Genomic DNA, 23,809 nt, shown 5'->3' on the forward strand with positions numbered 1-23,809 from the left:
ACTCAGCGTCGCCGCCGCACCGTCCGGTGTGTCTCAGTAGCGCCTCAGCGCCGCCGGTGAAGGGGGTTCTAGTGCTAACAACAAACACCCGCAACCCAAAAATTCACAAAAAACGCACCTTCTTGCAAAAACGTTTTAAATCAATGCGTTGCCCATCACATTTACCTTCAAATCCCCGCAAGACTGCTGAAATGCAAGACCAGCGCCCTATTGAAATCAGCACCCTTTAAGCGCCAACACCTGGGAAAACACTACATATGGTATGATGTTAAGTCTCGAACACAAGGCCACCGCGGAATCGCTGCAAGCGATTCATCCGCTACGAGTCGGATAAGATTCAGAAAAAACCGACCAATGTGCAAAAAATGTGCGTCAGCCCCGACGCCCCTCGAAAGGTTTGATCTGAAAGCCCGCTGCTTCAAGGTCAGCACGCAGCTGTCTGGCCAGATCAACCGCCGCCGGGGTGTCCCCATGCAAACAGATCGTATCAATCGCCGCAGGGATCCGTTGGCCGCTGCTTGCCCCCTTCCCAAAGATAACTGCCCGCCGCGTGACCTTTTCTCACCCCGTGGGCTCTTTTTTCATGTGTTGCTCAGATGAGTGCGGTGTCGAGATCAGCATGTTTAAACTTTATCTGGCTGACACCCATGCGAGCGTCCGGCATCAGAGTTACCGGAACCATCGGCACTGACGTCAGACAAGCTGATCTGGATACAAACCCACTTTTAGACGATCCGGCGTGAAAAAAGGGGCAAAGTTTTTGCCCATCCACAGTGACACCCAAATAGGTGCGCTTATAGAATGCGGAACTTTAAGGTGTTGATTGTATTGGAGGCGAGTACCGGAATCGAACCGGTGTACACGGATTTGCAATCCGCTGCGTCACCACTCCGCCAACTCGCCTAGCCTGTGGTTTGTAGCCATTTACGTGGTTCCCTGGACGGGTGCAAGTGAAATAGCACATTTCAATGGAAACGAAACTTATTATCTGAACTGCCCCGCCTTGACGTGGCTCACCCCTATAAAGAAGAACGCGGAGGCCTCGGGGTCACTTCGTTTCTGGTCTGGGCATCATGCACCGTTTCGGGCGAGCTTTGAGGGGTCGCTGAGTGGGGCTGCAAATGCGCGCGGCGTCGCGCTCTCCGACAAAGAATACGGCCCAGCTTCACCACTTTATTCGCAAAGCACCCTGCAACGCCGTCTTGTCCAGCGTCAGAACTGCAATCAGCTGATTCAACTTGCCGCTCCCGCCCTCGAGCCATTTGAACCGCCGGATCTGTGGAATGTCTACCCTATGGCAAATCTCACCAATCGTTGCCCGGGCTTCCACCTACTTCAGCGCACAGGCAATTTGCCCATTTCACTGGATTTAGCAAAACACAAAACGCGCCCTTGTGAAGCCGGATTTAGGTCACAAGGGCGCAGTGCATTTACGCCTGCTCAGGAACCAGCGCATCTGGCAGGTTCTGGTAGCACACCGGGCGAAGGAAGCGCCTGATCGAGAGCGTGCCAACAGAAGTCGCGCCAAAATTGGTCGAGGCCGGATAGGGGCCACCGTGAACCATAGTGTCGCTCACCTCGACGCCGGTTGGAAAACCGTTTGCCAGAATGCGCCCCGCCTTACGTTCAAGAATTGGCATCAGGTTTTGCGCGGCAGCCGTGTCCGCATTATCCAGATGCAGCGTACAGGTCAGCTGACCTTGCAGAGACAATGCGATATTGCGCATGTCTTCATCGTTTTCAGCCACAACAAGAATACCAAGCGGACCAAAGACTTCCTCTGCCAGCGCTTCATTTGCCAACCAATTCTTCGCAGTGGTGCGATAAAGATACGGCGTTGCTTCGCGCTGGTCACAAACAGTGGTCAGCAGCGCCTGCACCCCTTCGACACCAGCTATACGCTTTTGGCCGTCGCGATACGCAGATGCAATTCCATCTGTCAGCATGGTCTGGGCAGCGGTTTCTGCCAATGCCGCGTTGGCGGTTTCAGCAAAGGCCTCAGCCGCCGCGCCTGCGCGTACAATTGCAATACCGGGGTTGGTGCAGAACTGCCCTGCCCCCATCGACAGTGATGCGGCCCAGCCCTGTGCAATCGCCTCTCCACGTGCATCAAGCGCGCCATCCAGAATGAACATAGGGTTGACCGAACCCAGCTCACCAAAGAAGGGGATAGGTTCTGGACGCGCAGCGCACAGATCAAACAGAGCGCGACCACCCGCAAGCGAGCCCGTAAATCCAACCGCCTTGATCAGCGGGTGCTGCACCAAAGCAGAGCCGACCTGACGGTTACCACCCTGGATCAAGCTGAATACGCCGGGGTGGATGCCGCATTTCTGGATCGCGGCATGAACGGCTTCGGCAATGATTTCACCAGTGCCGGGGTGTGCAGAGTGGCCTTTGACAACAACTGGGCAGCCTGCCGCCAAGGCCGCAGCAGTATCACCACCCGCTGTGGAAAACGCCAAGGGAAAGTTCGATGCGCCAAACACCGCGACCGGACCAATCGGGCGTTGCACCATTTTCAGATCTGGGCGCGGTAATGGCTGACGGTCCGGCAGGGCTACATCGTGGCGGCGATCGAGATAGTCGCCTTCGAGGATATGGGACGCAAACAAGCGCAGCTGACCGGTTGTGCGGCCGCGTTCGCCCTGCAGGCGCGCTTCGGGCAGACCGGTTTCCTGGGTGCCGATTTCTGTAATGGCATCCGCACGTGCTTCGATCTCATCGGCAATTGCATTCAGAAATTGCGCGCGGGACTGGCGCGAAGAATAGCCGTAGCTCCAGAACGCTTCTTCTGCAGCCTGTGCAGCCGCATCAACATCGCTGAGGCGCCCAATCGCATAGGCGTGGCTTGGGCCATGGGCCGGTTCAGATCCAAATGTTTCATCCCCTGCCAGCCAGTTGCCAGCAATGAGATGTTTTCCGTTGGGGGTGAAGGTCATAGTGGCTCAGCTTTCATGTAATTCATTTTGTGGATATTGTATCCAATATCGCGAGCCACGCAAGTTGCTCCTGCAAAAATACGCTATCAATCGCTGGTTTGGCGACGCTGTGTTGAAATCATGTCGAGCAGCTCTGTTTTTGTGCGCGAGATATGCTGCTCCAACAGCGCTGCGGCCTCAGCAACGTTGCCTTCTTTTGCATATGCCAAAAGCTGGCGATGCTCGTCCTTCGCGGGTTCACGCTGCTTCATCACACTGAGGTGAAGCCGCACGTAGCGATCAGAATGCAGACTAATCCGTTCCAGAATGCTTTTGGACATCTGGCGGTCAGCGGCCTCATAAAGTGCGGTGTGATAATCGTAGTTGAGCTTCCCCCAATGGCTGACATCATCCGCGTCATAGGAGCCTTCCATCTCAGCCAAAATCTCTTCGCAAGCCTGGAAGTTCTCAGCCGTCATATTTGGAATGGCGCGCCGGAACAGATCCACCTCGATCAGCATACGCAGGTCGAAAATTTCCCCAATCTCGCGCAGAGAATGCCGGATAACCGAACCACCGCGATTATTTTCCCACTGCACCAACCCTTCTGCGCTGAGACGTTTCAGCGCTTCACGCACGGGCATTCTGGAAACATCGTATTCCTGCGCCAGCAGTTCTTGCCTAATCGCCTCCCCCTCAGAGAGTTCTCCGCTCAAGATCCGCTCTCTCAGATCGCCGGCAATTATCTCCGGTAAGCTTTGCTTTTTAACTGCGCGCCTGCCCGCCATGGCCACCTCTTTCATTGTATTTTGGATGCAGCGCACCCATCTCGCTGTTTCTATAGCAACTCTTGTGGTTTCAGAATGGAAAAAATGATTGCCACATGAGTTTTGCGCATTGTATCCAAAATCCGAAACTACATAAATCTAGGACTTTGCCGTGACCTCATTCAAGCGCCTCGACCTGCAAGACATCAAGGATCTGAGCATGTCGGTCTTAAGCCACGTGGGCTTTGGGACCGCACATGCAACGGCGATCTCTGATATGCTGTACACCTGTCAATTGGACGACTGCCAATCCCATGGCCTGTTCCGGCTGTTCATGTGTGTTGAAACGATGAAGGCAGGCAAGATCGACGGCCAAATCCTGCCTGAGATTGAGGCGTCAGAAAATGCAATTGTTCGGGTAAACGCCAGAGGTGGCATGTCACTTCTTGCATTTGAACAGGCGGCACCGGTTCTGATTGAAAAGACCCGCAAACACGGGATTGCCGCGATGGTAATCAACAACTGCTTTCACTTCTCGGCGCTCTGGCCAGAGGTAGAGCAGCTTTCATCCGCCGGTCTTGCTGCGATGGCGATGGTGCCCAGCCATTCCTGGGTTGCGCCTGCTGGGGGCAGCCGGGGCAGCCTAGGCACCAATCCAATTGCGTTTTCCTGGCCCCGTGCAGGCAAAGATCCGTTTACCTTTGATTTTGCCACCAGCGGCTTTGCCCGCGGTGAGATCGAGCTCTACAAACGCGCAGGAAAGCCACTGCCCGAAGGGGTTGCAATCGATAAAAACGGCGCGCCCACCACGGATCCGCAGGCGGCACTGGATGGGGCCATGCTGACCTTTGGCGGCTACAAAGGTTCAGCCCTGTCAATCATGATCGAATTGATGGCCGGCCCGTTGATCGATGATCTGATCAGCCTCGAAAGCAAGGAACATGCCGAAGGCAAAGGCGGCGCGCCCTATCACGGCGAAATCATCCTGGCCTTTGATCCCGCAGCCTTTAGCAGTGGACGGGTTGCCGCAAACGATGACCGGGCCGAACGCCTGTTTGCCGATATCATTGACCAAGGTGCACGACTGCCTTCCCAGCGCCGTTTTGCGGCACGCGCCACCAATCTGGCGCGCGGATATGTGGAAATCCCCGAAACACTCTATACTGATCTGCGCGCGCTTACGTCATAAAACACATAAGGGGGGCCAAAGCCCCCCTTTGCTTACGCGCCCCAGGTGTCTGACAGCCGATACCCACCGGGCCAGGGATCATCGGGATCCAGCATATGCTGATGAATGCCTGTAACCCAGCCACGGCCGCTGATTTCCGGCACAATGGCTGCGCGGCCGCCAAGTTTGGTCATTTCTACGATACGGCCGGTGAAACGAGAGCCAATGATCGACTCGGCCTCAAAGGTTTGCCCCGCTTTCATCTGTCCCCGCGCCGCCATCAGCGCCATACGCGCCGAAACCGCGGTTCCGGTTGGCGAGCGGTCAACCTTGCCCGGCTGGATCGCAACCGCAGATTTCCCGGTGAGACCAGTGGGTGTTTCACTTAACGGGCCACAGAAGGCGCAGAAGGAAATGTGATCCCAATCCGCGTTTTCTGGATGCGAAAACCCCAGTTGTTCATTGGCGGCATTGGTGATTTTCACCCCCAGTCGGGCAATATCTTTTGCCTCACCCTCAACAATTTCAAAACCAAGCTCCTGCGCATTCACCACCACAAAACTGTCACCACCATAGGCGGTGTCAACGGTGATTGTGCCCAGGCCCTCAACCTCAAGCGGCACATCAAGCTTATCTGCAAAGCTAGCAACGTTTTGCACAAAAATACGCTCGGCCTTGCCGTTGCGACATTCAGCGCGCACTTTGACCAGCCCACCAGGAGCCTCCAGAATCATGTGGGTTTCCGGCTCCTGCATCGGCACAAGCCCCCCATCAAGCAGCACGGTAGAGACACAGATCGAGTTTGACCCCGACATTGGCGGCGTGTCTTCCGGCTCCATAATGATCCAGCCCGCGATGGCATCAGGATGCTTTGGCGGCACCAGCAGATTGACATGACGAAACACGCCGCCGCGTGGCTCGTTCAGCACAAATTTGCGCAGGGTATCATCCTGGGCGATAAAGCTGCGTTGCTCCCACAAGGTTTCCCCCGGTGGTGGCAGAACGCCGCCAACAATAACGTCACCAACCTCACCCTCGGCATGGGCCGAAATCACATGAATGGTTTTTGTGCTTCGCATATAATTTCCTTTCAAAAACGGTCTGGCCGATAGGCGTCAACAGAGATTGCGCACGTGCTGCAATTGACCATGTCCCCGACAAGTTCGGCGGTTGCAGCCGATTGGGTCAGACCCAAATGGCCGTGGCCAAAGGCATAGATCACGTTTTGCGCCCGTGGCGAAGGACCAACAACCGGCAAAGTATCCGGCAGCGACGGGCGAAACCCCATCCATTGGGTGCCACCGCTGGCATCAAGGCCGGGCAGAAAACGGGCAGCTTTTTCCAGCAAGACATCGGCGCGTTTGTAGTTTGGTGGCAGCTTTAGCCCGCCCAGTTCAACCGCGCCCCCTACACGAACGCCGCCGTTGATGCGGCTGACAACAAACCCGTGGTTGCCAAAGGTCAGATGGGTGCGCACGTCAAACGCGCCTTCCGGCAGCGTTGTGTTATAGCCGCGCTCAGTCTCTAGCGGGATGTGATCCCCTAGGGTGAGGGCCAGTTGATGCGACCATGCCCCAGCCGACAGCACCACTTTGTCAACGCGAAACTCTCCTGTCTCATGACGCACAAATGCCTGCGCGCCCTCGGTGGCAAGAGAATGAACTGTACAGCGCTCAATCTGGCCGCCGGCTGCTTCAAAACAACGGGCAAGATGTTCAACCCAGGCTTTGGGATCCGTTGTATTTATCCAGTCGGGGGTGAAGCCTGCATGCGTAAAGCGGCGATCTAACCCGGGCTGGATTTCAGCGATCTCATCGGCGCTGTGCAGCAGATTATATTTGATGCCGTGCTGGCCGCGCAGCTCCCAGCCAGCAAGGCTTGCGCGGAACTGTTTTTCCCCCTCATAGAGCTGCATCTGCCCGTCGCGCTGAATCAGGGCCTCACCCTGAGTGGAAGAAATTTGGCGCTCAAGCGCGGCTTTGGCCAGATCCATCAGCGTGCTTTGAGCGACAACAGATGCATCATGGCGGTCTTGCCAGCTGGCGCGCCAGAACCGCAGCATCCACGGCGTAATCTGCAGCGCATAGCGTGGCGGAATAGACAGCGGGCCAAGCGGATCCAGCAACCATTTCGGCGCTTTGCGCATAATCCCTGGCGCGGCCAAAGGCATCACATCACTAAAGGCAAAAGCGCCAGCGTTACCCTGGGAGGCACCGGCGGCAACCCCCTCACGGTCCAGCACACGCACTTTATACCCCTGTCGAACCAGCTCAACCGCGATACTGATGCCAACAACACCCGCACCAATGACTATGATATCCTGCGACATGGGACGCGCCTAACTCTCTGATAAAATTTACCAAGGGCGCGAATTGCGCCCCGCATGATGTCACAAAACAATACCGTCCTTGAACGGATCGTTTTCAGCAAAAATCAGCGTGCTCTCAGCCATGATGAACGCCTGCCCGGTGAGGGTTGGGATCACCCCGCCTGTTGGCCCGTTTTGGTAGGACAGTTGGTAAGAGCTACCAATCACGCTTTCCAAAGTGATTTCAGCACCGGGGGCCAGTTTGTTCGCCGCAGCAAGACAGGCCACAAAGGCCGAGCTGCCGGTGCCACAAGGAGAGCGATCGTATTCATTGTCGGGACACAGCACGAAATTGCGCCGCAGGCTGCCCGCGTTTGTTGATGGTGCACTCAGGATCACGTGATCTACCGGCTGGCCCTCGGGCCCACAAATACCACTTGCGTTGCAAGCTTCACGAATAGCGACCGAAAGATCCGTCAGATTTCGCAGATTGCCCAGCGACACATCAATCGGAGCATCGGCGATAAAGAACCAGTTTCCACCATAGGCGATATCGCCAACGATCGGGGCATTGCCATCAACCTCTACCGACACCCCCGCGTGAATGCGGCGGCTTTCAATATTGGTAACAGAAACCGTGTTCTCATCATGCAGCTCAACCGTGACAACCCCAGCCGGGGTTTCAATCTTATGGGTGCCTGCGGTGATGCGCCCCATATGAGCAAGGGTGACCACCAACCCAATGGTGCCATGACCGCACATGCCCAAAACCGCGTCGGCATCAAAATAGATAACACCGGTTGTGCAGCTTTGATCAACCGGCTCAACCAGAAGCGCGCCCACCATCCCGGCCTGCCCGCGTGGCTCAAACAAAACAGAGTTGCAAAAAGCCTGCTGCTGACCAGACAGCATCTTTGCCCGCTCACCCAATGGCCCTGACCCGAGGTCAGGACCACCAGATAGGATCACCCGGGTGGGCATCCCGCCAGTATGGCTATCGATTACATGCATTCAGCAATGATCCCGCCTTGTGCGGACCAATCTTTGAACCAGGCCCGGAACAGAGCATATTGCTGTTCGCAATAGTTGCGCTGCGCATCGGTCAGCTCATCTGTTTCATTGAAGTGCAGGCGATATTCTTCCTCGCCGTTCAGAACCAGAAGGTACTTGTAGTACAGAACCAGATCGGTGCCTTCGTCAAAGCTGGCCAGCACGCCAAAGGCTTCCTCCAGCTCACGCGCCCGCAGACGCGCTTCGGCATTGCCAGCGGCCGCCTTTTGCGCCAATGCCGCCAGCAGCAACGCCTCTTTGGGGAGCGCAGTGCCGATACCGGTGATGGAGCCGGTTGCACCACAGTTGACAAAGCCATGATACACTTCGGTGTCGACGCCGACCATCAGAGTCACCTGATCATCTTGGCTGGTGATATGCTCAGCCGCGTAACGCAGATCGTCTTTGCCCCCAAATTCTTTGAAGCCAACCAGGTTGTCATGCTCTGCACGCAGAGCAAAGAACAGCTCAGCACGGGTTGCAAAGCCATAGACCGGGCTGTTGTAGATGATGGCGGGCACATCGGGTGCCGCGTCCAAAATCGCTTTGAAGTGGTTTTTCTGTGCGGTGATCGATGTGCCCCGCGACAGAACACGCGGGATCACCATCAGGCCAGCGGCACCCACTTTCTGCGCATGCGCCGCAAGCGCCACAGCGGATTTTGAATTGATCGCGCCGGTCCCTACAACAACGGGAACGCCCGCTTCAACCAGACGCTCAACGCCGATCATACGCTCTTCGTCGCTCAGCAGTGGCCAATCCCCCATTGAGCCACAATAGACAACTGCTGACATGCCTGCCGCGATCATCTCTTTGCCTTTTTTGACCAGCGCGTCGAAGTCAGGTGTGCGGTCAGCCTTACATGGGGTCATGAGGGCGGGCATGGTGCCCGTAAAGATAGTCTGGGACATATGTGCTCCTGTTTGAATGTGCCGCCCCGCAGGATGGCATTTCGAAGTGGGACCCGAATGATTGCAAATCGTGGTCGTCATCAATGACCCCAGAGCAGCGCACATTAAGCAACGCGACTCTGGGAAACTCTGGTGTTGGGCTGACATTATATTTATTGGATCCAAAATCCAATATCTTTTCACACAGACCCGCAAAGTTTTTCATGACTTGAAATCAAGCGCTTGCGGATTTTGGCGCAATCTCTCGCAATCAAGCTTTCACAGGGCTGCATGGTGGAATTGCGCAACCCCTTGTTGTTTGGCAGTACCGCAGCGCCAGTTGCGCGCTCGCCATCACAGCTCAAAAGGGATCGCTTACCCATCATAGAAACACAAAAGCCGACGCTGAACGTCGGCTTTCGTTTATCTGCAGTTTTGAGTATTGCCGCTGACAGCTCAGGAGGATCACCCCAGCAACAGCTCCGGCAACCAGAGCGCCAGAGACGGCACAAATGTGGTCAGCATTAATGTTGGCAGCCATGCAAAGATGATAAAGACAAGCGTTGGCCACAGCATCTTAGCCACTGAAACATCGGTAATCTGCGCACCAAGATACAAAAGCGGTGCGGTTGGCGGTGTGATGTTGGCCATACCAAGGTTCACACCGATAACCGCGGCGAAATGGATCGGATCCATACCAACGCTTTGTGCAATCGGCAGCAGGATCGGGGTCGATAGCAACAACCCTGAGATATCATCCATCAACATCCCGATCAGGATCATCACAACGTTGATCATCAACAGGATGACAATTGGGTTTTCTGATACGGAATAAACCAGCTGCTTGGCGATCTGGGGCGCACCCTGCGCAATAAGATTGTCAGAGACGATCAGCACCATAAAGATCATGGTCATGACAACACCAATGGTAATGCCAGAGCGCTGGATGGTCTCCGCAAGGGTTTTCCAGGTCAGCCCCTTGTAAAAGTAGATCGCAATCGGGATCGCATAGACAACCGCAATACCCGCCGCCTCGGTCGGGGTCATGATGCCGCCGTAAATACCACCAAGAATGATGATCGGCATCATCAAGGCCGGGCCCGCCACACGACCTTGCGCTTTCAATGCGGGCATAAACGGGTTTGGACGTTCCTTGAGGACAATATCGCCATGTTTGCGCAGCATGAATTGGTTGGTGATAATCAAAAGCGTGATCAAAATGATCGCTGGGATCACCGTGGACAGGAAACACTTGAGAACGTGCTGCTGCGCAACCCAGCCGTACAGAATGTGCGACGAGCTGGGAGGAATAAGCAAGCCAAGCGGGCTAGCGCAGACCAAAAGCGCGGCAGATTGACCTTCGGGGTAATTCGCCCGCTTGAGGTGCGGCATCATAATGCCACCAATGCAGGTCAGCGTAGAATTTGCAGCGCCAGAAATAGAGCCAAACACGCCACAAGCCAGCACAGCTGCCGCGCTTAGCCCCCCTTTGAGGTGGCCAATGAACATCTCAGCCAGAGCCACAAGCGGCGCTGCAATGCGGCCCTTCTCCATCACACCGCCAGCGATCATGAACAGCGGGATCGCCAACAGCACCAGCGAACGAATACCCGTCGCACCTGTAGGCAAATAGCCGGTAATGGACTGATCCCCCACCAGCGCGATGAACATAAGGACCGTGCCAAAGGCAACAAAGACGCTAACGCCCAGCAACAACATGGCGCAAACGATGACGAGGCTTCCAATAATAATCACTGCGCGGTTTCCTCGGATTGGTCTGATTTCAGAGGCAGGCCCAGCCCCTTGCGAATGTGAACATAGAGATAAGCGGCTGAGAACATGGACATAAAGCCAAAGGCGATCATGATGGCGATACGCCAAGACACAAAAGGAATACGCAAGGCAGGTGTGGCGCGCAGGCGCGGGAACGAGAAGTCATCCGCCAGCGACATATAGCACGCGTAGACAATAAACAGCGTCACTATCAGCTCGATCAACAGGACAATCAGGCCACGCCACCAGATGGCGCGTGGGTTCTGAATTACGATCCCCAAGATATCTGCATTGATGTGAAGCTTGCGCTCAGATGCGAGCACCGCCCCGGCAAAGAAGCCAACGATACTGATTGCCAGAAGCCATTCCTCATAGGCAAACAAGTCACCACCAAAGCCATAGCGAACGACAACAACCGCACCAAAGGTTAAGCCCATTAATGCGCCAGAAAACACAACGATGATCTTCATTATAACCATTGCCCAATTCATCGGCGCGCCGATGATCCTAGGCAGCTCATCCGTTATACGTGTCATATTTTCCTTCTCACATCCGGGTGTTCAGTGGCTTCGCTGGGGCGAAATTGCGCAGCAGGACAGGGTACCATTGGCCCATTTTGTATATCCCCTGATCCGTCAGGCATCAGATCCGGGCTACCTGAAATGAATAAATGGGACTGACGACATTACCGCCAGCCCCACTTTGAGGTCTTATTCGACTGCAGCTTTTACGCGGTCCAGGGTTTCCTGGCCAACATCTGCTGCCATTGCAGGCCAGATCTCTTCACGCACGCGCTCTGCCATCGCCTGCAGCTCCTCTGCAGTTGGCTTCAGGATGGTGTAGCCTTTTTCGACCAGCTTCTCACCAAACTTGGCGTCGTGCTCACGATTGTACGCAAAGAAGTCTGCGGATGCTTTGGACATCGCGGCCTGGATCACTTCACGCTGCTCGTCGTTCAGCTTCGCCAGGGTGCGCTCGGAACCGTAGTAGAAGGTCTGCTCGAGGATAGAGTTATACTCGATGAAATGCGAACCAACATCGGATTGCGCAAAGATCGAATAGGTTGCGGTCTTGGTGCAGCAGATCGCGCCATCGACGATACCAGACTGCAGCGCTGGGAAGATGTCGCCCCATGCCATAGTGGTGGCCCGGAAGCCCAGCAGCTCAACCGTGGATTTTACTGTGTTGGACGACCAAACGCGGATGTTCATGCCTTTGTCGTCAAAATTGTTCCAATTGGTTGGCTCTTTGGCCGCAACAATACCAACAAAACCTTCAGGGTTTGCAGCCATCACGCGGATGCCATACTCATCAGTGATGTCCTGCAGGATTTGGTTGTAAGGTGAGGACATGTCCAGCATGACGCTGTCGATCTGATCCCATGAGCTGACCAGGAACGGCATGTTGAGAAAGTCCAGACGCGGGTCTGTGTCTGAATAGATAAACGCCGACGCGAAATCGATGTTGCCGCGCGCAACGTCTTCAAACAGCGCCTCGCCCGAACCCAGCTGGTTTGCCGGGAAAACGGTCATTTCCAGACCAACACCAGCTGCGTTCACATCTGCTGCGACCTGCTCCATCATTTTGGTCCCCTGGTGGTCGGTGGGAAACACACCTGCAAAGCGCAGCTTGATGTCCTCAGCGAAAGCGGGCGCAGCGAGCTGCAGTGCAAGGGCACTTGCTGCTACGGTTTTAAACAGAGTTTTCATCTTTCATGACTCCTGATTGCCAAGCTTATTTTCCAAAGTCGTTTCATCGACCTTGTGACTATTCGAAAAGGGTTCACCGGGATCAAAATCTAGGGTCCAGAATCCGAGATCAGCGCCGGTATTGGCAGCCCCGATTCCTAAGTGTGCCCGCGTGTACACAATCGGTTTGACGCGCGCAAACCATTCCTTCAGCCCCCCAATGCCTCCCCTCCAGAATGCACTTACACCTTAGTAAGGTAAATAATATCCAAAATCCAATATTTTCAATCGCGCCCTCCAAAAATCGACCAAACACTTGAATTAAAACAATTTAAGCACCGTCTCATGCGTCAAAAACGTATTGAAATCGGTGCAACCGCGCTGCTTCGGCACAAATCCTGCAACAGAATTCAACGGATTGGAGAGTTTCGAAAACTACCTTCGGTATCGTGTGCACGCATCGGCCTGCCACAAGCTTCAAAAGTTGCGCACCAACTTCTGGCCTGTGAAAGCATTCGCGCAACCATAAAAGAAACGCTCTATATTCTTTTGCGAAGATCGAGCTTCGCATATTCAGAATAGGCCTTTGATCTGCGCAGCTGTTACAACCTCTTGCGCCGGGCAATCGCGATCAGCTGGCCTTCACCATAAACAAGACAGCCACTTTGCATTTCTCATCGTCTGAAGTACCTTATGTTCATGATACGTTCAGGCCCACATCACCTTAAACCACACCGCGTTCACGAAGCCTCTGGCCCGGCCGCAGTCAGTTTTGCACTGTGGAATGCAGCCCATATGAACAAAGCTGTCTTGTGGATCCAGGAACGGTGGAGCAGTCACAATCTCAACCCCAACGGCTTTGACAGTCTGGACCCCGCGCAGCTGATTGTGGCCAAAACCAACACGCAAATCGACACGCTTGCAATTGCCGAAGAAGCTCTGCGTGATGGGGCGATCCCCTTTGTCGTATTGGAAATCAGCGCCCCGATTTCGCTGACGGCTGGGCGGCGGTTACAACTGGCCGCCAAGGCCGGGAGCACCACAGGTCTATGTTTAACCCCCACCGGCATGGGTTCTAATGCGACTGAAACGCGCTGGCATTGCGCGCCGGTCTTCAGCACAGAGGACTCGACTCTGCAATTTTGGGACCTTAAAAAGAACAAATCAGGAACATTGGGATTCTGGCATGTTCGATGGGATGCAGCGGCACATCGTATCAGTGTGGTTTCCCCGGTTGGCAAGCGACCGGGCCCTGCGTGCGCGCCCGGTTGAAGGCCCCTTTGTCCTGACGCTTCAGGAACACAACGCCAATCGCATTTACTGCCTGAACACAACCGCCGAAGCGCGGGGGCTTTATGCTGGCATGTCATTCTCTGACGCCCGTGCTTTTTGCCCCAATCTGATCAGCGCAACCGCATCACCCGCGCAGGATCAACAGTTTCTGATGCGCCTACGCCGCTGGGCAACGCGCTGGTGTCCCTGGGTTGGGCTTGATGGTCGCGATGGGTTAATCCTTGACATCACCGGCTGCGCGCATCTTTTTGGCGGAGAAGATGCAATGCGGAGCTCTATGCGGCAACGCTTCGCCGCTTCTGGGTTATCGGCCAGTATCGGAGCTGGCGAAACACGCGGAGCAGCCTGGGCACGTGCGCATTACGGTGAGGATGCGCAGCTCACCGGTCTCCCTGTTGCGGCATTACGCCTAGAGGCAGAAACCGTCACAGGCTTGCACCGCATGGGGCTACGCACCATTGGTCAGCTCGCACATGCGCCGCGTGGGCCATTGGCGCGGCGGTTTGGTGCCGCGCTGACCATGCGTCTGGACCAAATTCTGGGCAACCAACCAGAGCCCATCATGCCGCTGGCCGATCCGCCACATTACGGGCTGCGCATGACCTTGCCGAACCCGATCGGCTTGGAAGAGGATGTGTTAGGGATCACCGCACGCCTGATCGACCAACTGTGCCTCAAACTCAAACAACAGCAGATGGGCGCACGTGTGCTCAGCCTCACCCTATATCGCGTGGATCAGGGCGCACAGGATGTGGAATTGCGTCTGGCGCGCCCTCTGCGCGATCCGCACCGCCTGCTGTCCTTGTTTCAACGTGGCATATCGGATGTGGATGCTGGCTTTGGCATTGATCAGATACGGCTGCACGCAGCCCAGGTGGAAAAGCTGCCAACCGAACAGATCGTTCACCATCATCCACGCAATCCCGGACGGCTGGAAGATCTGATCACCCGGATCGGCACGCGGATCGGCCTGGACAATATTCAGCGTTTTTTGCCTGCAGACAGCCACATCCCCGAGCGCAGTTTTATCACAGCCCCCGCAGCTTATAGCGAACCGCAAAGCGGCTGGAGCACGCTGCGCCCACGCCCTGCCCTGCTCTTTCCGCCAGAGCCCATCGCGGCCACCAGCAATCGCCCGCCGCTGAACTTCCGCTGGCGGCGCATGGACCTTACCACCGGACGCGCAACAGGGCCGGAACGTATCGCACCGGAATGGTGGCTGGACGATCCAAACTGGCGCAGCGGCTTACGCGATTATTGGCTGCTGGAGACACGGCAAGGCAGACGGCTTTGGGTGTTTTACACCCCTCAGAACCCCGGCTGGTTTGTGCAGGGAGAATTCGCATGAGCCAGATGCGGCCCGATAGCACACATAAAAACATTCCCATGGGAAACACAGCGCAAGGATATGCAGAACTCTGTGTCACCACCAACTTCACGTTTCTCACCGGTGCGTCCCACCCCGAAGAGCTGATCACCCGCGCCGCTGAACTTGGCCTGCATGCCATTGCGGTTACCGATCGCAATTCATTGGCCGGTGTCGTGCGCGCCTATCGCGCGTTACAGATCCTCAAAGAGGAAAACCAAAACAACATCCCAATTCGATCACAGCACCGAATTGACAGCTGTTCCCGGCAGCCCGTTGGCCATCCAGAAGACATCCCGTGCCCAGACAAGATCCAACTCCCCAAGCTGATCGTAGGCTGTCGCCTGGTGCTGCGCGACAGCGCGGTTGAGTGGCTGGCACTGCCCACAGATCTTGCAGCCTATCAACGGCTGACACGCCTGCTCACTTTGGGAAAACGCCGCGCCGACAAAGGGCAATGCCATCTGGATATGGCGGATCTGTCTGAACGCTGCGAGGGAATGATCCTGATAGCATTGCCCAAAGATGACTGCCCAGAGACGTCCCAAGCAATCACAGCCCTTGCAAGATGTTATTCTGGCATGGTCTGTGTTGGCGCCGCACCGCGTTATGACGGCTCTGATCGGGTATGGCTGGATCGCTGTGCAGAGCTGGCGCACCGAACATCTGCCCCCATGGTCGCGGTTGGTGATGTTTTGATGCACAAAGCAGCCCGGCGACAATTGGCGGATGTGCTGACATGCCTGCGCCTTGGCTGCAGCATTGATCAAATTGGCAGCCAAGCCCTGCCCAATGCCGAACGGCGGCTCAAGGGGTATGATGATATGGCCCGCCTGTTTTACCGCTATCCCGACGCGCTGCAACGCACGTTGGACATTGCCGCACGCTGCGGTTTTGATCTCTCGCAGCTGAGCTATCAATACCCAGATGAAGTCAGCGTCGGCGGCGAAACTCCAATGGCGCGACTGACCCGGTTGGCCCAAGAAGGTCTGACACGCCGCTATCCCAAAGGTGCCACAACCAAAGCGCAAAAGCTCATGAACAAAGAGCTTGCTGTGGTAAACGAGCTGAATTTTTCAGCCTATTTTCTGACGGTGCATGACATTGTGCAATACGCCCGCTCCCAAGGCATCCTGTGCCAGGGGCGTGGATCCGCCGCCAATTCGATCCTCTGTTACCTGCTTGGCATTACCGATGTCAGCCCGGAAAGCATTGGGATGGTGTTTGAACGTTTCGTCTCACGGCACCGCAAGGAACCGCCTGATATTGATGTGGATTTCGAACACGAGCGGCGCGAAGAGGTGATCCAGTGGATATACGAAAAATACGGCCGCAGCCGTGCGGGTCTCTGCGCCACGGTGATCCATTTCCGCTCACGTGCCGCCATCCGCGAAGTCGGCAAGGTTATGGGCCTGTCGCAAGACGTAACCGCCTGCCTTTCGGGACAGATCTGGGGATCTTCCAACAATGGGCCTGACATGGACCGTGTCCGGGAGCTGGGTCTGGACCCATCAGATCGAAGGCTGGCGCAGACCCTGCGACTGATCGGTGAGATCATCGGCTTCCCCCGTCACCTGTCGCAACATGTTGGGGGATTTGTCATTACCAAGGGACGCCTTGATGAAATCGCACCCATTGAAAATGCCGCGATGGAAAATCGCACCATAATCGAGTGGGACAAAGATGACATCGACACCCTGAAAATACTCAAGGTGGATATACTGGGGCTCGGCATGTTGACCTGCATTCGCAAGTCTTTTGAATTACTTAAAGGGCACGAGCGCCAAAACTTCGCAATCGACACCCTCCCCAAAGAAGACCCCGCAACCTATGAGATGCTTTGTCAGGCTGATGCCATTGGGGTGTTTCAGGTCGAAAGCCGCGCGCAAATGAACTTTTTACCACGAATGCAGCCGCGTGAGTTTTATGATCTGGTCATTGAAGTCGCGATTGTCCGGCCAGGTCCAATCCAGGGCGGCATGGTGCAGCCCTATATCAAACGGCGGCAGGGGCTGGAAAAAGCTGAACCCTTTGGGCCGGAATTGGAAAAAGTCACCCGCCGCACGTTGGGCGTTCCCCTATTTCAGGAACAAGCCTTACAGATTGCGGTGGCAGGCGCAGGCTATAGCGCCGAAGAGGCCGATCACTTGCGCCGATCCCTCGCGTCTTTCCGTCGGATGGGAACCATTGGAGCACATCGCGAGAAATTCATCGCAGGCATGCGCAACAAGGGCTACGATCAAGACGTCGCTGAGCGCTGCTTCTCTCAGATCGAGGGCTTTGCAGATTACGGTTTCCCCGAAAGCCACGCCGCCGCTTTTGCCTTGCTGGTCTATGTCTCTGCCTGGCTCAAACGACACCACCCAGCAATTTTTGCCTGTGCCCTGCTCAACAGTCAGCCCATGGGCTTTTATGCACCTGCCCAGATTGTGCGCGACGCACGCGAGCATCAGGTGGAGGTGCGCTCTATCTGTATCAACCACAGCGCCTGGGACAACACGCTGGAACGCCGCACGGATGGGGCCTTGGCGCTGCGATTGGGCTTTCGCCAAATCAAAGGATTTAAAAAAGACGACGCCGACTGGCTCATTGCGGCGCGTGGGAACGGCTATGGCGATCCCGAAAGTATCTGGAGGCGTGCAGGTCTTCACACCGCCGCCTTGGAGCGTTTGGCAGAAGCGGATGCGTTTTCAAATATCGGGCTCAACCGACGTGAGGCCCTGTGGAAAGTGCGCGCCATCCGAACCCCGTCCACATTGCCACTGTTTAACGACCCCATTGATGGTGAGATGATCAAAGAACCCAATGTTCAGCTGCCAAAAATGCACATTGGCGAAGAAGTGGTTGAAGATTATGTTTCAACCCGGCTGACACTTCGGGCGCACCCAATGGAGCTGCTCCGCCCATCCATGCCGGGGTTAACCCCGCATAATGCACTGGTAGATGCACCGCTAAAAACCACTACGGTCTGTGGTCTTGTGATTACCAGGCAACGTCCGGGAACCGCCTCTGGCGTGGTGTTTCTGACTCTCGAAGACGAAACCGGTGTCAGCAATATTGTCATCTGGAAAAAGGTGTTTGAGCGTTACCGCCGTGCCGCCATGGGGGGGCGGCTGTTACGTGTCAGAGGCCCATTACAAAGAGAAGGCATTGTTGTGCATCTGATCGCACAAGAGATCGAAGACGCGTCGCATCTCCTCTCTGATTTAGGACGCCCCAAAGATACCTGCGGCGAACAGACGCCCTGCCCACCCGCGCCACGTGCAAGACATCCGCGCGAGCAGGCAAAGCGATTATTTCCAAGCCGCGATTTCCATTAACCGCAAGCAGGCCGCCAGATCTCAGGACCAGGCAAAAAGATCAGGGGCCAGAACCAGATGCCGGTCGAGAAAGTTTTCCATGTGCACAACAACACTGTCAGCATCGCAGAGCACTACGGCAAGCTGCCCAGGACCTTCGCGACGGGGAACCGGGCTGACATAGCGGCCAGGCTCGGTGGGCACAGGGCCGGATTTATCCACCATCATCGGATCGATATTATAGTGCGCCCCCGCAAAGGTGCAAAACGGCACGCCGCGGTAATTGCCAGAAGTTGTCATATGCACATGGCCTGAAATGACCTGACGCACATTGCCCTGGCTGAGCACGGCCTCAGCAAAAGCTGCGTTCTCTTCCAGAATGATAAAATCGGTCTGAACCGAAAAGGGCGTGATATTGTGGTGCAGTACAATGACAACCGGCGTATCTGGCACCTCAGCCAATCGCGCACGCAGCCAGCTGATCTGCGCCGCGCTCAACTGCCCGGATCCCCACAGATCTGGCTCGGAACTGTCCAGAACAATAATGCGCTGCCCGTCCTGATCAATCACATGATCCATGCAGCCGGTTTCACTATTCTCAGTGCCTGGAAACACCTCAAGAAACGTGGGCCGCTGGTCGTGATTTCCCAATGTCAGATAGGTTGGCATCGCGAAGGGGGAAATGGCCGTTTTGAACCGCGCATAGGCTTCCGCCTCGCCCCGATCCGCAAGATCTCCGGCAAAAACCACAAAATCAGCGTCCCCATGGACCTCGTTGACGTATGAAACCGCCTGCTCAAGCCGATCATAGGTATCGAGCCCGTGGCTCAGCTTTCCCTCAGGGACAAGATGAATGTCCGCCAGAACAACAAATTTCAGCATTAGCCTTTTACTCCGGTCATGGTGATGCCGCGTATGAACAGGCGGCGGGCAAAGAGGAATGCAATAACCATCGGGGCAGTGACCACGGTGGCAGAGGCGTAGGTACGCCCGTAATCCGTGTCAAAGGCCGACTGGTACTGCATCATCGAAAGGGTTGCGGTCATCTTGTCCTGGCTCTGCACCACAATCAGTGGCCAGTAGAGATCGTTCCAATGCGCCACAAAGCTGAACACGCTAAAGGCCGCAATGGCAGGCACCGCTGCGGGCAAAATGAGCCGCAGGATGATCTCAATTTCAGTCATACCGTCAACGCGCGCCGCCTGAATGATGCTGTCAGGGAAGCCACGAAAGAACTGGCGAAACAGGAAGATAGCAAAGACCGACACGATGAACGGGAACATCATCGCAAAATAAGTGTCGAGCAGCCCAACACGCACCAAACCAATGTAAAGCGGAATGGAGGTCACATTGATTGGAATGGTGATAGCGGCGATCACTGTGCCAAAAAGAATGCTAGAGCCGCGAAATTTCAGTTTGGCCAGCGCATAAGCCGCCGGAATTGCCGTGATGAGCTGGATCAGCAAAATCCCCACACAGACGATCATCGAGTTCATGAGAAAGATCAGATAGGGCTGCTCAAAGATCACGCCATAGTAGTTTTCCCAACCCTTGAAGGTTTTGGGAATAAACGAGAAATCTCTGTCATAGACCTCGTCGGTGGGTTTTAGGCTGGACGAGATCATCCAGATAAACGGGAAGACCATCACCCAGGCACCCAAAAAGAGCAGCACTGTGGTGAGCCCGCGGCCAAGATATTGTGCGCGCAGGCGGTCAGACCATGAGACGGTGGGAGTGGATAAATCAGCCATCAGTAATGCACATTCCGGTCAGAAAAGAGCGCCTGGATCAGCGCAAATAGGAAGATGATGACAAGGAAGAAGAGCGACAGAGCTGAGGAATAGCCCATATTGAAATATTCAAACCCTTCCAGAAACGCGAGGTAGAGGAACACTTCAGAGGCGCGATCGGGCCCGCCCTGAGTAAGGATCGCAACGGTATCAAACAATTTGAACGCGGTGATCGATGAGGTAACTGCCACAAACATCGCTGTTGGCCCCAGCATCGGCCAGGTGACGCGAAAGAACTTATCAAACGCTCCATCAGCCCCATCCATTGCTGCAGCCTCATAGAGGTTCTTTGGGATCGCCGTCAGCCCTGCCAGAAACAACACCATATTGAAGCCGATAATGCTCCAGAGCGAAATAATGGCGAGGGAGTAAAGCACAACTTCGTCGCTACCGAACCAGTTGATGCCAGGAATGCCAATGGCCTCTAGCGAGTTGTTAATCACCCCTTGACCACTGTCCATCAGCGCAGCCCAGACCAGCGCCATTGCCGCCAGCGTTGAGGTGACAGGCAGAAAATATAAAACTTCCAGCACCGAACGGAATTGTTTCTGCTCCTGGATGGCAATCGCAAGAACCAGACTGATCACAAAGGCCCCGGGCAGAAACAGGACGGCATAGAAAAACGTATTGCCCAGCGCATTGGCAAACGCTTCATCCGCAAACATCTTGCGGTAATTATCGAGCCCAACAAACTCGTAGTAGTCGCTGACCAACGTGTAATCTGTGAGACTGGCCCAAAAGACCAGCAAGATTGGCACGATGTAGATTGCAAGGATCAAAACGGTGGCAGGCAAAACCAAAAGGTAAGCGAGCCGCGCTTGACCGCGCTGAGTCGCAATTTTTGCCATTACACAGCCCCCGCGGTTTCAAGCAAGCGCACAGGCAGGCGATTTCCCGTAGCATCAAACAGCAACAGCTGCTCAATGTTCAGCATCACCTGCAGAGTTTTGGCCTCGGCCAATGCCCCGGTGGTGCCGTAACGGTTGCTTTTGGGGGCCCGAATTCGGATCAAAGCCTCCGGGGCATGGGTGAAATGCCCATGGATCAGCACTTCAGGACCAAGATCTTCAATCATACGTTTGCTAAAATTCAGCACGGGCCCATTGGAAGACTGGTCCAGAACCAAAAGTTCTGCGTGATTTAAGACTGTGATCGCCTCCGGACGAATACCGATCTGAACCGGCCCGTTGCCATCTTGGTACATCGGCAGCATTACATCACCAAGCTCGATGCCATGCGCAGAACGCTCACCCGCAGCCACATTGATTTCAGGGCTGCCAATAAATCTTGCCACGTCCAGATTGGCAGGATCAGAAAAAAGCGCATTCGGACGACCGACCTGCAAAAGATGCCCCGCCTGGAGCAAGGCAACACGATCCGACATGGTCATCGCTTCAACCTGATCGTGGGTGACATAGATAAAGGTCAGACCAGAGCTTGCGTGTAATTCGGTAATTTCGGAACGCACCTGAACCCGCAGCTTGGCGTCCAGGTTAGACAGCGGTTCATCCATCAAAAACACTTGTGGATTGCGCACCAACGCACGGCCCAGCGCCACCCGCTGTCGCTGCCCACCCGAAAGCTGTGCCGGTCTGCGGTCCAGTAAGTGATCGATTTTCAGCTGGCTGGCCACTTTGGCGACCTCTGCACGGATCTCCGGCTGGGCACGCCGCCCAGCTGAGGTAATCGCTCGCATCCCCGGCAAACGCGCATAAAGCGGCAGCCGCGCCATCACCAGCGGCATGGCCATGTTTTCACCCACGCTCATATGCGGGTAAAGCGCGTAATCCTGAAACACCATCGCAATATTGCGATCCTTGGGCGCGCTGTTGAGTTTGGATCGACCGTCAATCAGAATATCGCCACTGTCTGGGGTTTCCAGCCCGGCAATGATCCGCAGCAAAGTGGATTTACCGCAACCGGATTGGCCCACAAGCGAAACAAACTCCCCATCCTGCACGTCCAAAGAGATATCATGCAAAACCGGTGTGTCGCCAAAGGACTTCTTGATGTTTTTAAGCTCTAGCCGCGCCATATCGTGCCTCGGGAAATAAGAATGCCCCGGACCATTCCAGTCCGGGGCAACGTTGCGCCTTAGCGCTGCATCAGTTTTTCAGCGATTGCTTTCAGCTCGGTTGCGCCGTCTTCAGGGCTGACCTCACCTTCCATCACCGCACGAATGGTCGAAGCCTGTTCACGCCAGATCTTTTCGGACTGGGTGCCAGGGTAGCCGGACCATGGGCCTGCGCGATCATACTGTTTGACCGGCGTCGCATAATAAGGCTCTGCCTCGTAGAAAGCGCCCATGTATTCGGTCTTAAGCACCTGACGGTTGGTCGGCAGGTAACCGGTGATCTCAGCCGTAACCTGCTGCCCGCGCGGGCCGGTGACAAATTTGATATATTCCCAAGCCGCCGCAGCTTTTTCGGGATCTGAAGCAGTGATAATCGCCGCATTGCCACCGGTGGGCAGTTTGCCGTCGGCATCATTCCATACGGTGAACGGGTGCGAGCGCAGATCAAAGGCACCACCAACACGTTCCTGCATGTTGCGCGCGCCGGCAGGGGACAGACCCCAAAGCCCCATACGACCCTCGGTGAAGGCAGCAAACTGGGTTTCGCGATCCAGATCGGTACGCAGACCACCTTCATCATGCAGGCGTTTGGCCATCTTCATGGCTTCCAGCGCGTGATCTTTTTCGTGGAATGCAACGTCCTGCCCGTCTTCGGACATCATACGGCCACCCTGCTGCAGGATCAGCGTCTGGAAACCCCAGTCATCGCCATTGATCAGCCACATGAACATCGGCAGGATATCATCGCCAAGGCCATCAATTTTTTGCGCCGCGTCAATCAAGCCGTCCCAATCGCTGGGGAATTCGTCGGGGTTCAGACCAGCCTGTTTGAACAGATCGGCATTGTAGTACCACTGGATAACAGACGCGTTGAACGGCATGCCATACTGCACCCCATCAACACGGCCAAGATCGAGCATCGCGGGCGAATAGTTCTCGGCACTCCAGCCTTCGCCTTCGCCTGCCATCAGAGGCCCCATGTCAACGATCTGGCCACGTTTTGCCAGTGCACGTGCCAGCGAGGGCAACTGGTTATAGGCCTGAAATGCGCAATCCGGCAGGGTGTTGGTGGCCGAGCCGCGGAACAGTTTCAGGTGCGTGTCGCCATAGTTTTTGGCTGGCGCGGCATACTGGACTTCGATCTCGTCCTGCATGGCATTGAATTCTTTCATCAGCGGCTCGTGCTGACGGGTCAGGTGGCCGGCATTGGTGAGGCAGGTGATTGTCACCTTGGCTTCAGCAGCCGCACCAGCAAGCGTCAGCGCAGCGGCTGCTGCCAGAGTAAAGCGGATCATCGGAATCTCCATTGGTACATCTTCAAATAGGTCTCACCCCCGGCCGCAGGGTTCGTTGCATGGCTAATCACTGATATGTGAAGGGAGTTTGACGCAACTCGGCACACAGAAGCATGTCACCGACTCT

General features: G+C 55.4%; 20 protein-coding genes and 1 tRNA gene. 5 read left to right on the top strand and 16 right to left on the bottom strand.

From position 1 onward, the window contains the following. Window positions 1-230, top strand: a 230-nt coding sequence (locus GG681_RS17785) for a hypothetical protein (RefSeq protein ID WP_214645154.1), incomplete at its 5' end; no start/stop codon positions are given. 142 nt (window positions 231-372) lie between these two features. Here the strand turns inward: GG681_RS17785 and GG681_RS15330 are convergent. The 4 genes from GG681_RS15330 to GG681_RS15345 all read right to left on the bottom strand — a co-directional run bounded on the left by GG681_RS15330 (window position 373) and on the right by GG681_RS15345 (window position 3,709). Next, window positions 373-537 (bottom strand): LamB/YcsF family protein, encoded by a 165-nt coding sequence (locus GG681_RS15330; protein WP_328593420.1) that lies wholly within the window; start codon window positions 535-537, stop codon window positions 373-375. A gap of 292 nt (window positions 538-829) precedes the next feature. Further along, a tRNA-Cys gene (locus tag GG681_RS15335) sits at window positions 830-903 on the bottom strand. A gap of 527 nt (window positions 904-1,430) precedes the next feature. Then, a complete protein-coding gene (locus tag GG681_RS15340) occupies window positions 1,431-2,942 on the bottom strand; it encodes an aldehyde dehydrogenase (NADP(+)) (RefSeq protein WP_153548918.1) in 1,512 nt (503 codons plus the stop codon). An 86-nt stretch (window positions 2,943-3,028) separates the two neighbouring features. Continuing rightward, on the bottom strand, window positions 3,029-3,709 hold the full coding sequence (locus GG681_RS15345) for a GntR family transcriptional regulator (RefSeq protein WP_153548994.1): 681 nt from the start codon (window positions 3,707-3,709) through the stop codon (window positions 3,029-3,031). 151 nt (window positions 3,710-3,860) lie between these two features. Between GG681_RS15345 and GG681_RS15350 the strand changes: the two genes are divergently transcribed. Continuing rightward, window positions 3,861-4,877 (top strand): Ldh family oxidoreductase, encoded by a 1,017-nt coding sequence (locus GG681_RS15350; RefSeq protein ID WP_328593413.1) that lies wholly within the window; start codon window positions 3,861-3,863, stop codon window positions 4,875-4,877. A gap of 32 nt (window positions 4,878-4,909) precedes the next feature. On the opposite strand, the gene GG681_RS15355 is transcribed toward GG681_RS15350, so the two are convergent. The 7 genes from GG681_RS15355 to dctP all read right to left on the bottom strand — a co-directional run bounded on the left by GG681_RS15355 (window position 4,910) and on the right by dctP (window position 12,586). Continuing rightward, window positions 4,910-5,935, bottom strand: coding sequence for a trans-3-hydroxy-L-proline dehydratase (locus tag GG681_RS15355; protein ID WP_153548919.1), 1,026 nt, complete (start codon window positions 5,933-5,935; stop codon window positions 4,910-4,912). Window positions 5,936-5,946: 11 nt separating this feature from the next. Then, window positions 5,947-7,185: an NAD(P)/FAD-dependent oxidoreductase gene (locus GG681_RS15360; RefSeq protein WP_153548920.1), complete on the bottom strand. Its 1,239-nt coding sequence runs from the start codon at window positions 7,183-7,185 to the stop codon at window positions 5,947-5,949. A gap of 60 nt (window positions 7,186-7,245) precedes the next feature. Further along, window positions 7,246-8,175: a 4-hydroxyproline epimerase gene (locus GG681_RS15365; RefSeq protein ID WP_153548921.1), complete on the bottom strand. Its 930-nt coding sequence runs from the start codon at window positions 8,173-8,175 to the stop codon at window positions 7,246-7,248. Next, window positions 8,166-9,125, bottom strand: coding sequence for a dihydrodipicolinate synthase family protein (locus tag GG681_RS15370; protein WP_153548922.1), 960 nt, complete (start codon window positions 9,123-9,125; stop codon window positions 8,166-8,168). Before GG681_RS15370 ends, GG681_RS15365 begins: the two co-directional genes overlap by 10 nt. Before the next feature lie 444 nt (window positions 9,126-9,569). Then, window positions 9,570-10,859 carry a TRAP transporter large permease gene (locus tag GG681_RS15375; protein ID WP_328593414.1) on the bottom strand — a complete coding sequence of 430 codons (1,290 nt, stop codon included), beginning with the start codon at window positions 10,857-10,859 and terminating at the stop codon, window positions 9,570-9,572. Further along, window positions 10,856-11,413, bottom strand: coding sequence for a TRAP transporter small permease (locus GG681_RS15380; protein WP_153548923.1), 558 nt, complete (start codon window positions 11,411-11,413; stop codon window positions 10,856-10,858). The genes GG681_RS15375 and GG681_RS15380 overlap by 4 nt, the downstream gene beginning before the upstream one ends. 174 nt (window positions 11,414-11,587) lie before the next feature. After that, the gene (gene dctP, locus GG681_RS15385) at window positions 11,588-12,586 is read right to left on the bottom strand and encodes a TRAP transporter substrate-binding protein DctP (RefSeq protein ID WP_153548924.1); all 999 of its coding nucleotides are present in this window, start codon (window positions 12,584-12,586) and stop codon (window positions 11,588-11,590) included. Window positions 12,587-13,258: 672 nt separating this feature from the next. Between dctP and GG681_RS15390 the strand changes: the two genes are divergently transcribed. From GG681_RS15390 to GG681_RS15400, 3 genes are read left to right on the top strand one after another with little or no spacing between them, the layout of a single operon-like run. After that, a complete protein-coding gene (locus tag GG681_RS15390) occupies window positions 13,259-13,837 on the top strand; it encodes an ImuA family protein (RefSeq protein ID WP_194287198.1) in 579 nt (192 codons plus the stop codon). Beyond that, entirely contained in the window at window positions 13,752-15,206 is a 1,455-nt protein-coding gene (locus tag GG681_RS15395) for a Y-family DNA polymerase (RefSeq protein ID WP_153548925.1), read from the top strand. The genes GG681_RS15390 and GG681_RS15395 overlap by 86 nt, the downstream gene beginning before the upstream one ends. 5 nt (window positions 15,207-15,211) lie before the next feature. Next, a complete protein-coding gene (locus tag GG681_RS15400) occupies window positions 15,212-18,544 on the top strand; it encodes an error-prone DNA polymerase (protein ID WP_235900011.1) in 3,333 nt (1,110 codons plus the stop codon). Between the two features lie 21 nt (window positions 18,545-18,565). On the opposite strand, the gene GG681_RS15405 is transcribed toward GG681_RS15400, so the two are convergent. The 5 genes from GG681_RS15405 to GG681_RS15425 are packed head-to-tail and all read right to left on the bottom strand — an operon-like array spanning window position 18,566 to window position 23,682. Continuing rightward, window positions 18,566-19,405 carry a phosphodiesterase gene (locus GG681_RS15405; protein ID WP_153548927.1) on the bottom strand — a complete coding sequence of 280 codons (840 nt, stop codon included), beginning with the start codon at window positions 19,403-19,405 and terminating at the stop codon, window positions 18,566-18,568. Further along, a complete protein-coding gene (locus GG681_RS15410) occupies window positions 19,405-20,274 on the bottom strand; it encodes a carbohydrate ABC transporter permease (protein WP_153548928.1) in 870 nt (289 codons plus the stop codon). Before GG681_RS15410 ends, GG681_RS15405 begins: the two co-directional genes overlap by 1 nt. After that, window positions 20,274-21,161 carry a carbohydrate ABC transporter permease gene (locus GG681_RS15415; protein WP_153548929.1) on the bottom strand — a complete coding sequence of 296 codons (888 nt, stop codon included), beginning with the start codon at window positions 21,159-21,161 and terminating at the stop codon, window positions 20,274-20,276. Before GG681_RS15415 ends, GG681_RS15410 begins: the two co-directional genes overlap by 1 nt. Then, window positions 21,161-22,348, bottom strand: coding sequence for an ABC transporter ATP-binding protein (locus tag GG681_RS15420; RefSeq protein ID WP_153548930.1), 1,188 nt, complete (start codon window positions 22,346-22,348; stop codon window positions 21,161-21,163). Before GG681_RS15420 ends, GG681_RS15415 begins: the two co-directional genes overlap by 1 nt. A 59-nt stretch (window positions 22,349-22,407) precedes the next feature. Beyond that, window positions 22,408-23,682: an ABC transporter substrate-binding protein gene (locus tag GG681_RS15425; protein WP_194287199.1), complete on the bottom strand. Its 1,275-nt coding sequence runs from the start codon at window positions 23,680-23,682 to the stop codon at window positions 22,408-22,410. Window positions 23,683-23,809: the final 127 nt, after the last annotated feature.

Source organism: Tritonibacter aquimaris, assembly GCF_009617595.1.
In the GTDB taxonomy this organism is placed as follows: domain Bacteria; phylum Pseudomonadota; class Alphaproteobacteria; order Rhodobacterales; family Rhodobacteraceae; genus Epibacterium; species Epibacterium aquimaris.

Bases quoted from the DNA above. Each gene is read 5' to 3' on its own strand.
- GG681_RS15345 (WP_153548994.1), bottom strand. From the start codon at position 3,709: ATGGCGGGCAGGCGCGCAGTTAAAAAGCAAAGCTTACCGGAGATAATT.
- GG681_RS15415 (WP_153548929.1), bottom strand. From the start codon at position 21,161: ATGGCAAAAATTGCGACTCAGCGCGGTCAAGCGCGGCTCGCTTACCTT.
- GG681_RS15360 (WP_153548920.1), bottom strand. From the start codon at position 7,185: ATGTCGCAGGATATCATAGTCATTGGTGCGGGTGTTGTTGGCATCAGT.
- GG681_RS15395 (WP_153548925.1), top strand. From the start codon at position 13,752: ATGTTCGATGGGATGCAGCGGCACATCGTATCAGTGTGGTTTCCCCGG.
- GG681_RS15370 (WP_153548922.1), bottom strand. From the start codon at position 9,125: ATGTCCCAGACTATCTTTACGGGCACCATGCCCGCCCTCATGACCCCA.
- GG681_RS15365 (WP_153548921.1), bottom strand. From the start codon at position 8,175: ATGCATGTAATCGATAGCCATACTGGCGGGATGCCCACCCGGGTGATC.
- GG681_RS15355 (WP_153548919.1), bottom strand. From the start codon at position 5,935: ATGCGAAGCACAAAAACCATTCATGTGATTTCGGCCCATGCCGAGGGT.
- GG681_RS15380 (WP_153548923.1), bottom strand. From the start codon at position 11,413: ATGACACGTATAACGGATGAGCTGCCTAGGATCATCGGCGCGCCGATG.
- GG681_RS15425 (WP_194287199.1), bottom strand. From the start codon at position 23,682: ATGATCCGCTTTACTCTGGCAGCAGCCGCTGCGCTGACGCTTGCTGGT.
- GG681_RS15400 (WP_235900011.1), top strand. From the start codon at position 15,212: ATGCGGCCCGATAGCACACATAAAAACATTCCCATGGGAAACACAGCG.
- GG681_RS15410 (WP_153548928.1), bottom strand. From the start codon at position 20,274: ATGGCTGATTTATCCACTCCCACCGTCTCATGGTCTGACCGCCTGCGC.
- GG681_RS15340 (WP_153548918.1), bottom strand. From the start codon at position 2,942: ATGACCTTCACCCCCAACGGAAAACATCTCATTGCTGGCAACTGGCTG.
- GG681_RS15420 (WP_153548930.1), bottom strand. From the start codon at position 22,348: ATGGCGCGGCTAGAGCTTAAAAACATCAAGAAGTCCTTTGGCGACACA.
- GG681_RS15405 (WP_153548927.1), bottom strand. From the start codon at position 19,405: ATGCTGAAATTTGTTGTTCTGGCGGACATTCATCTTGTCCCTGAGGGA.
- dctP (WP_153548924.1), bottom strand. From the start codon at position 12,586: ATGAAAACTCTGTTTAAAACCGTAGCAGCAAGTGCCCTTGCACTGCAG.
- GG681_RS15390 (WP_194287198.1), top strand. From the start codon at position 13,259: ATGTTCATGATACGTTCAGGCCCACATCACCTTAAACCACACCGCGTT.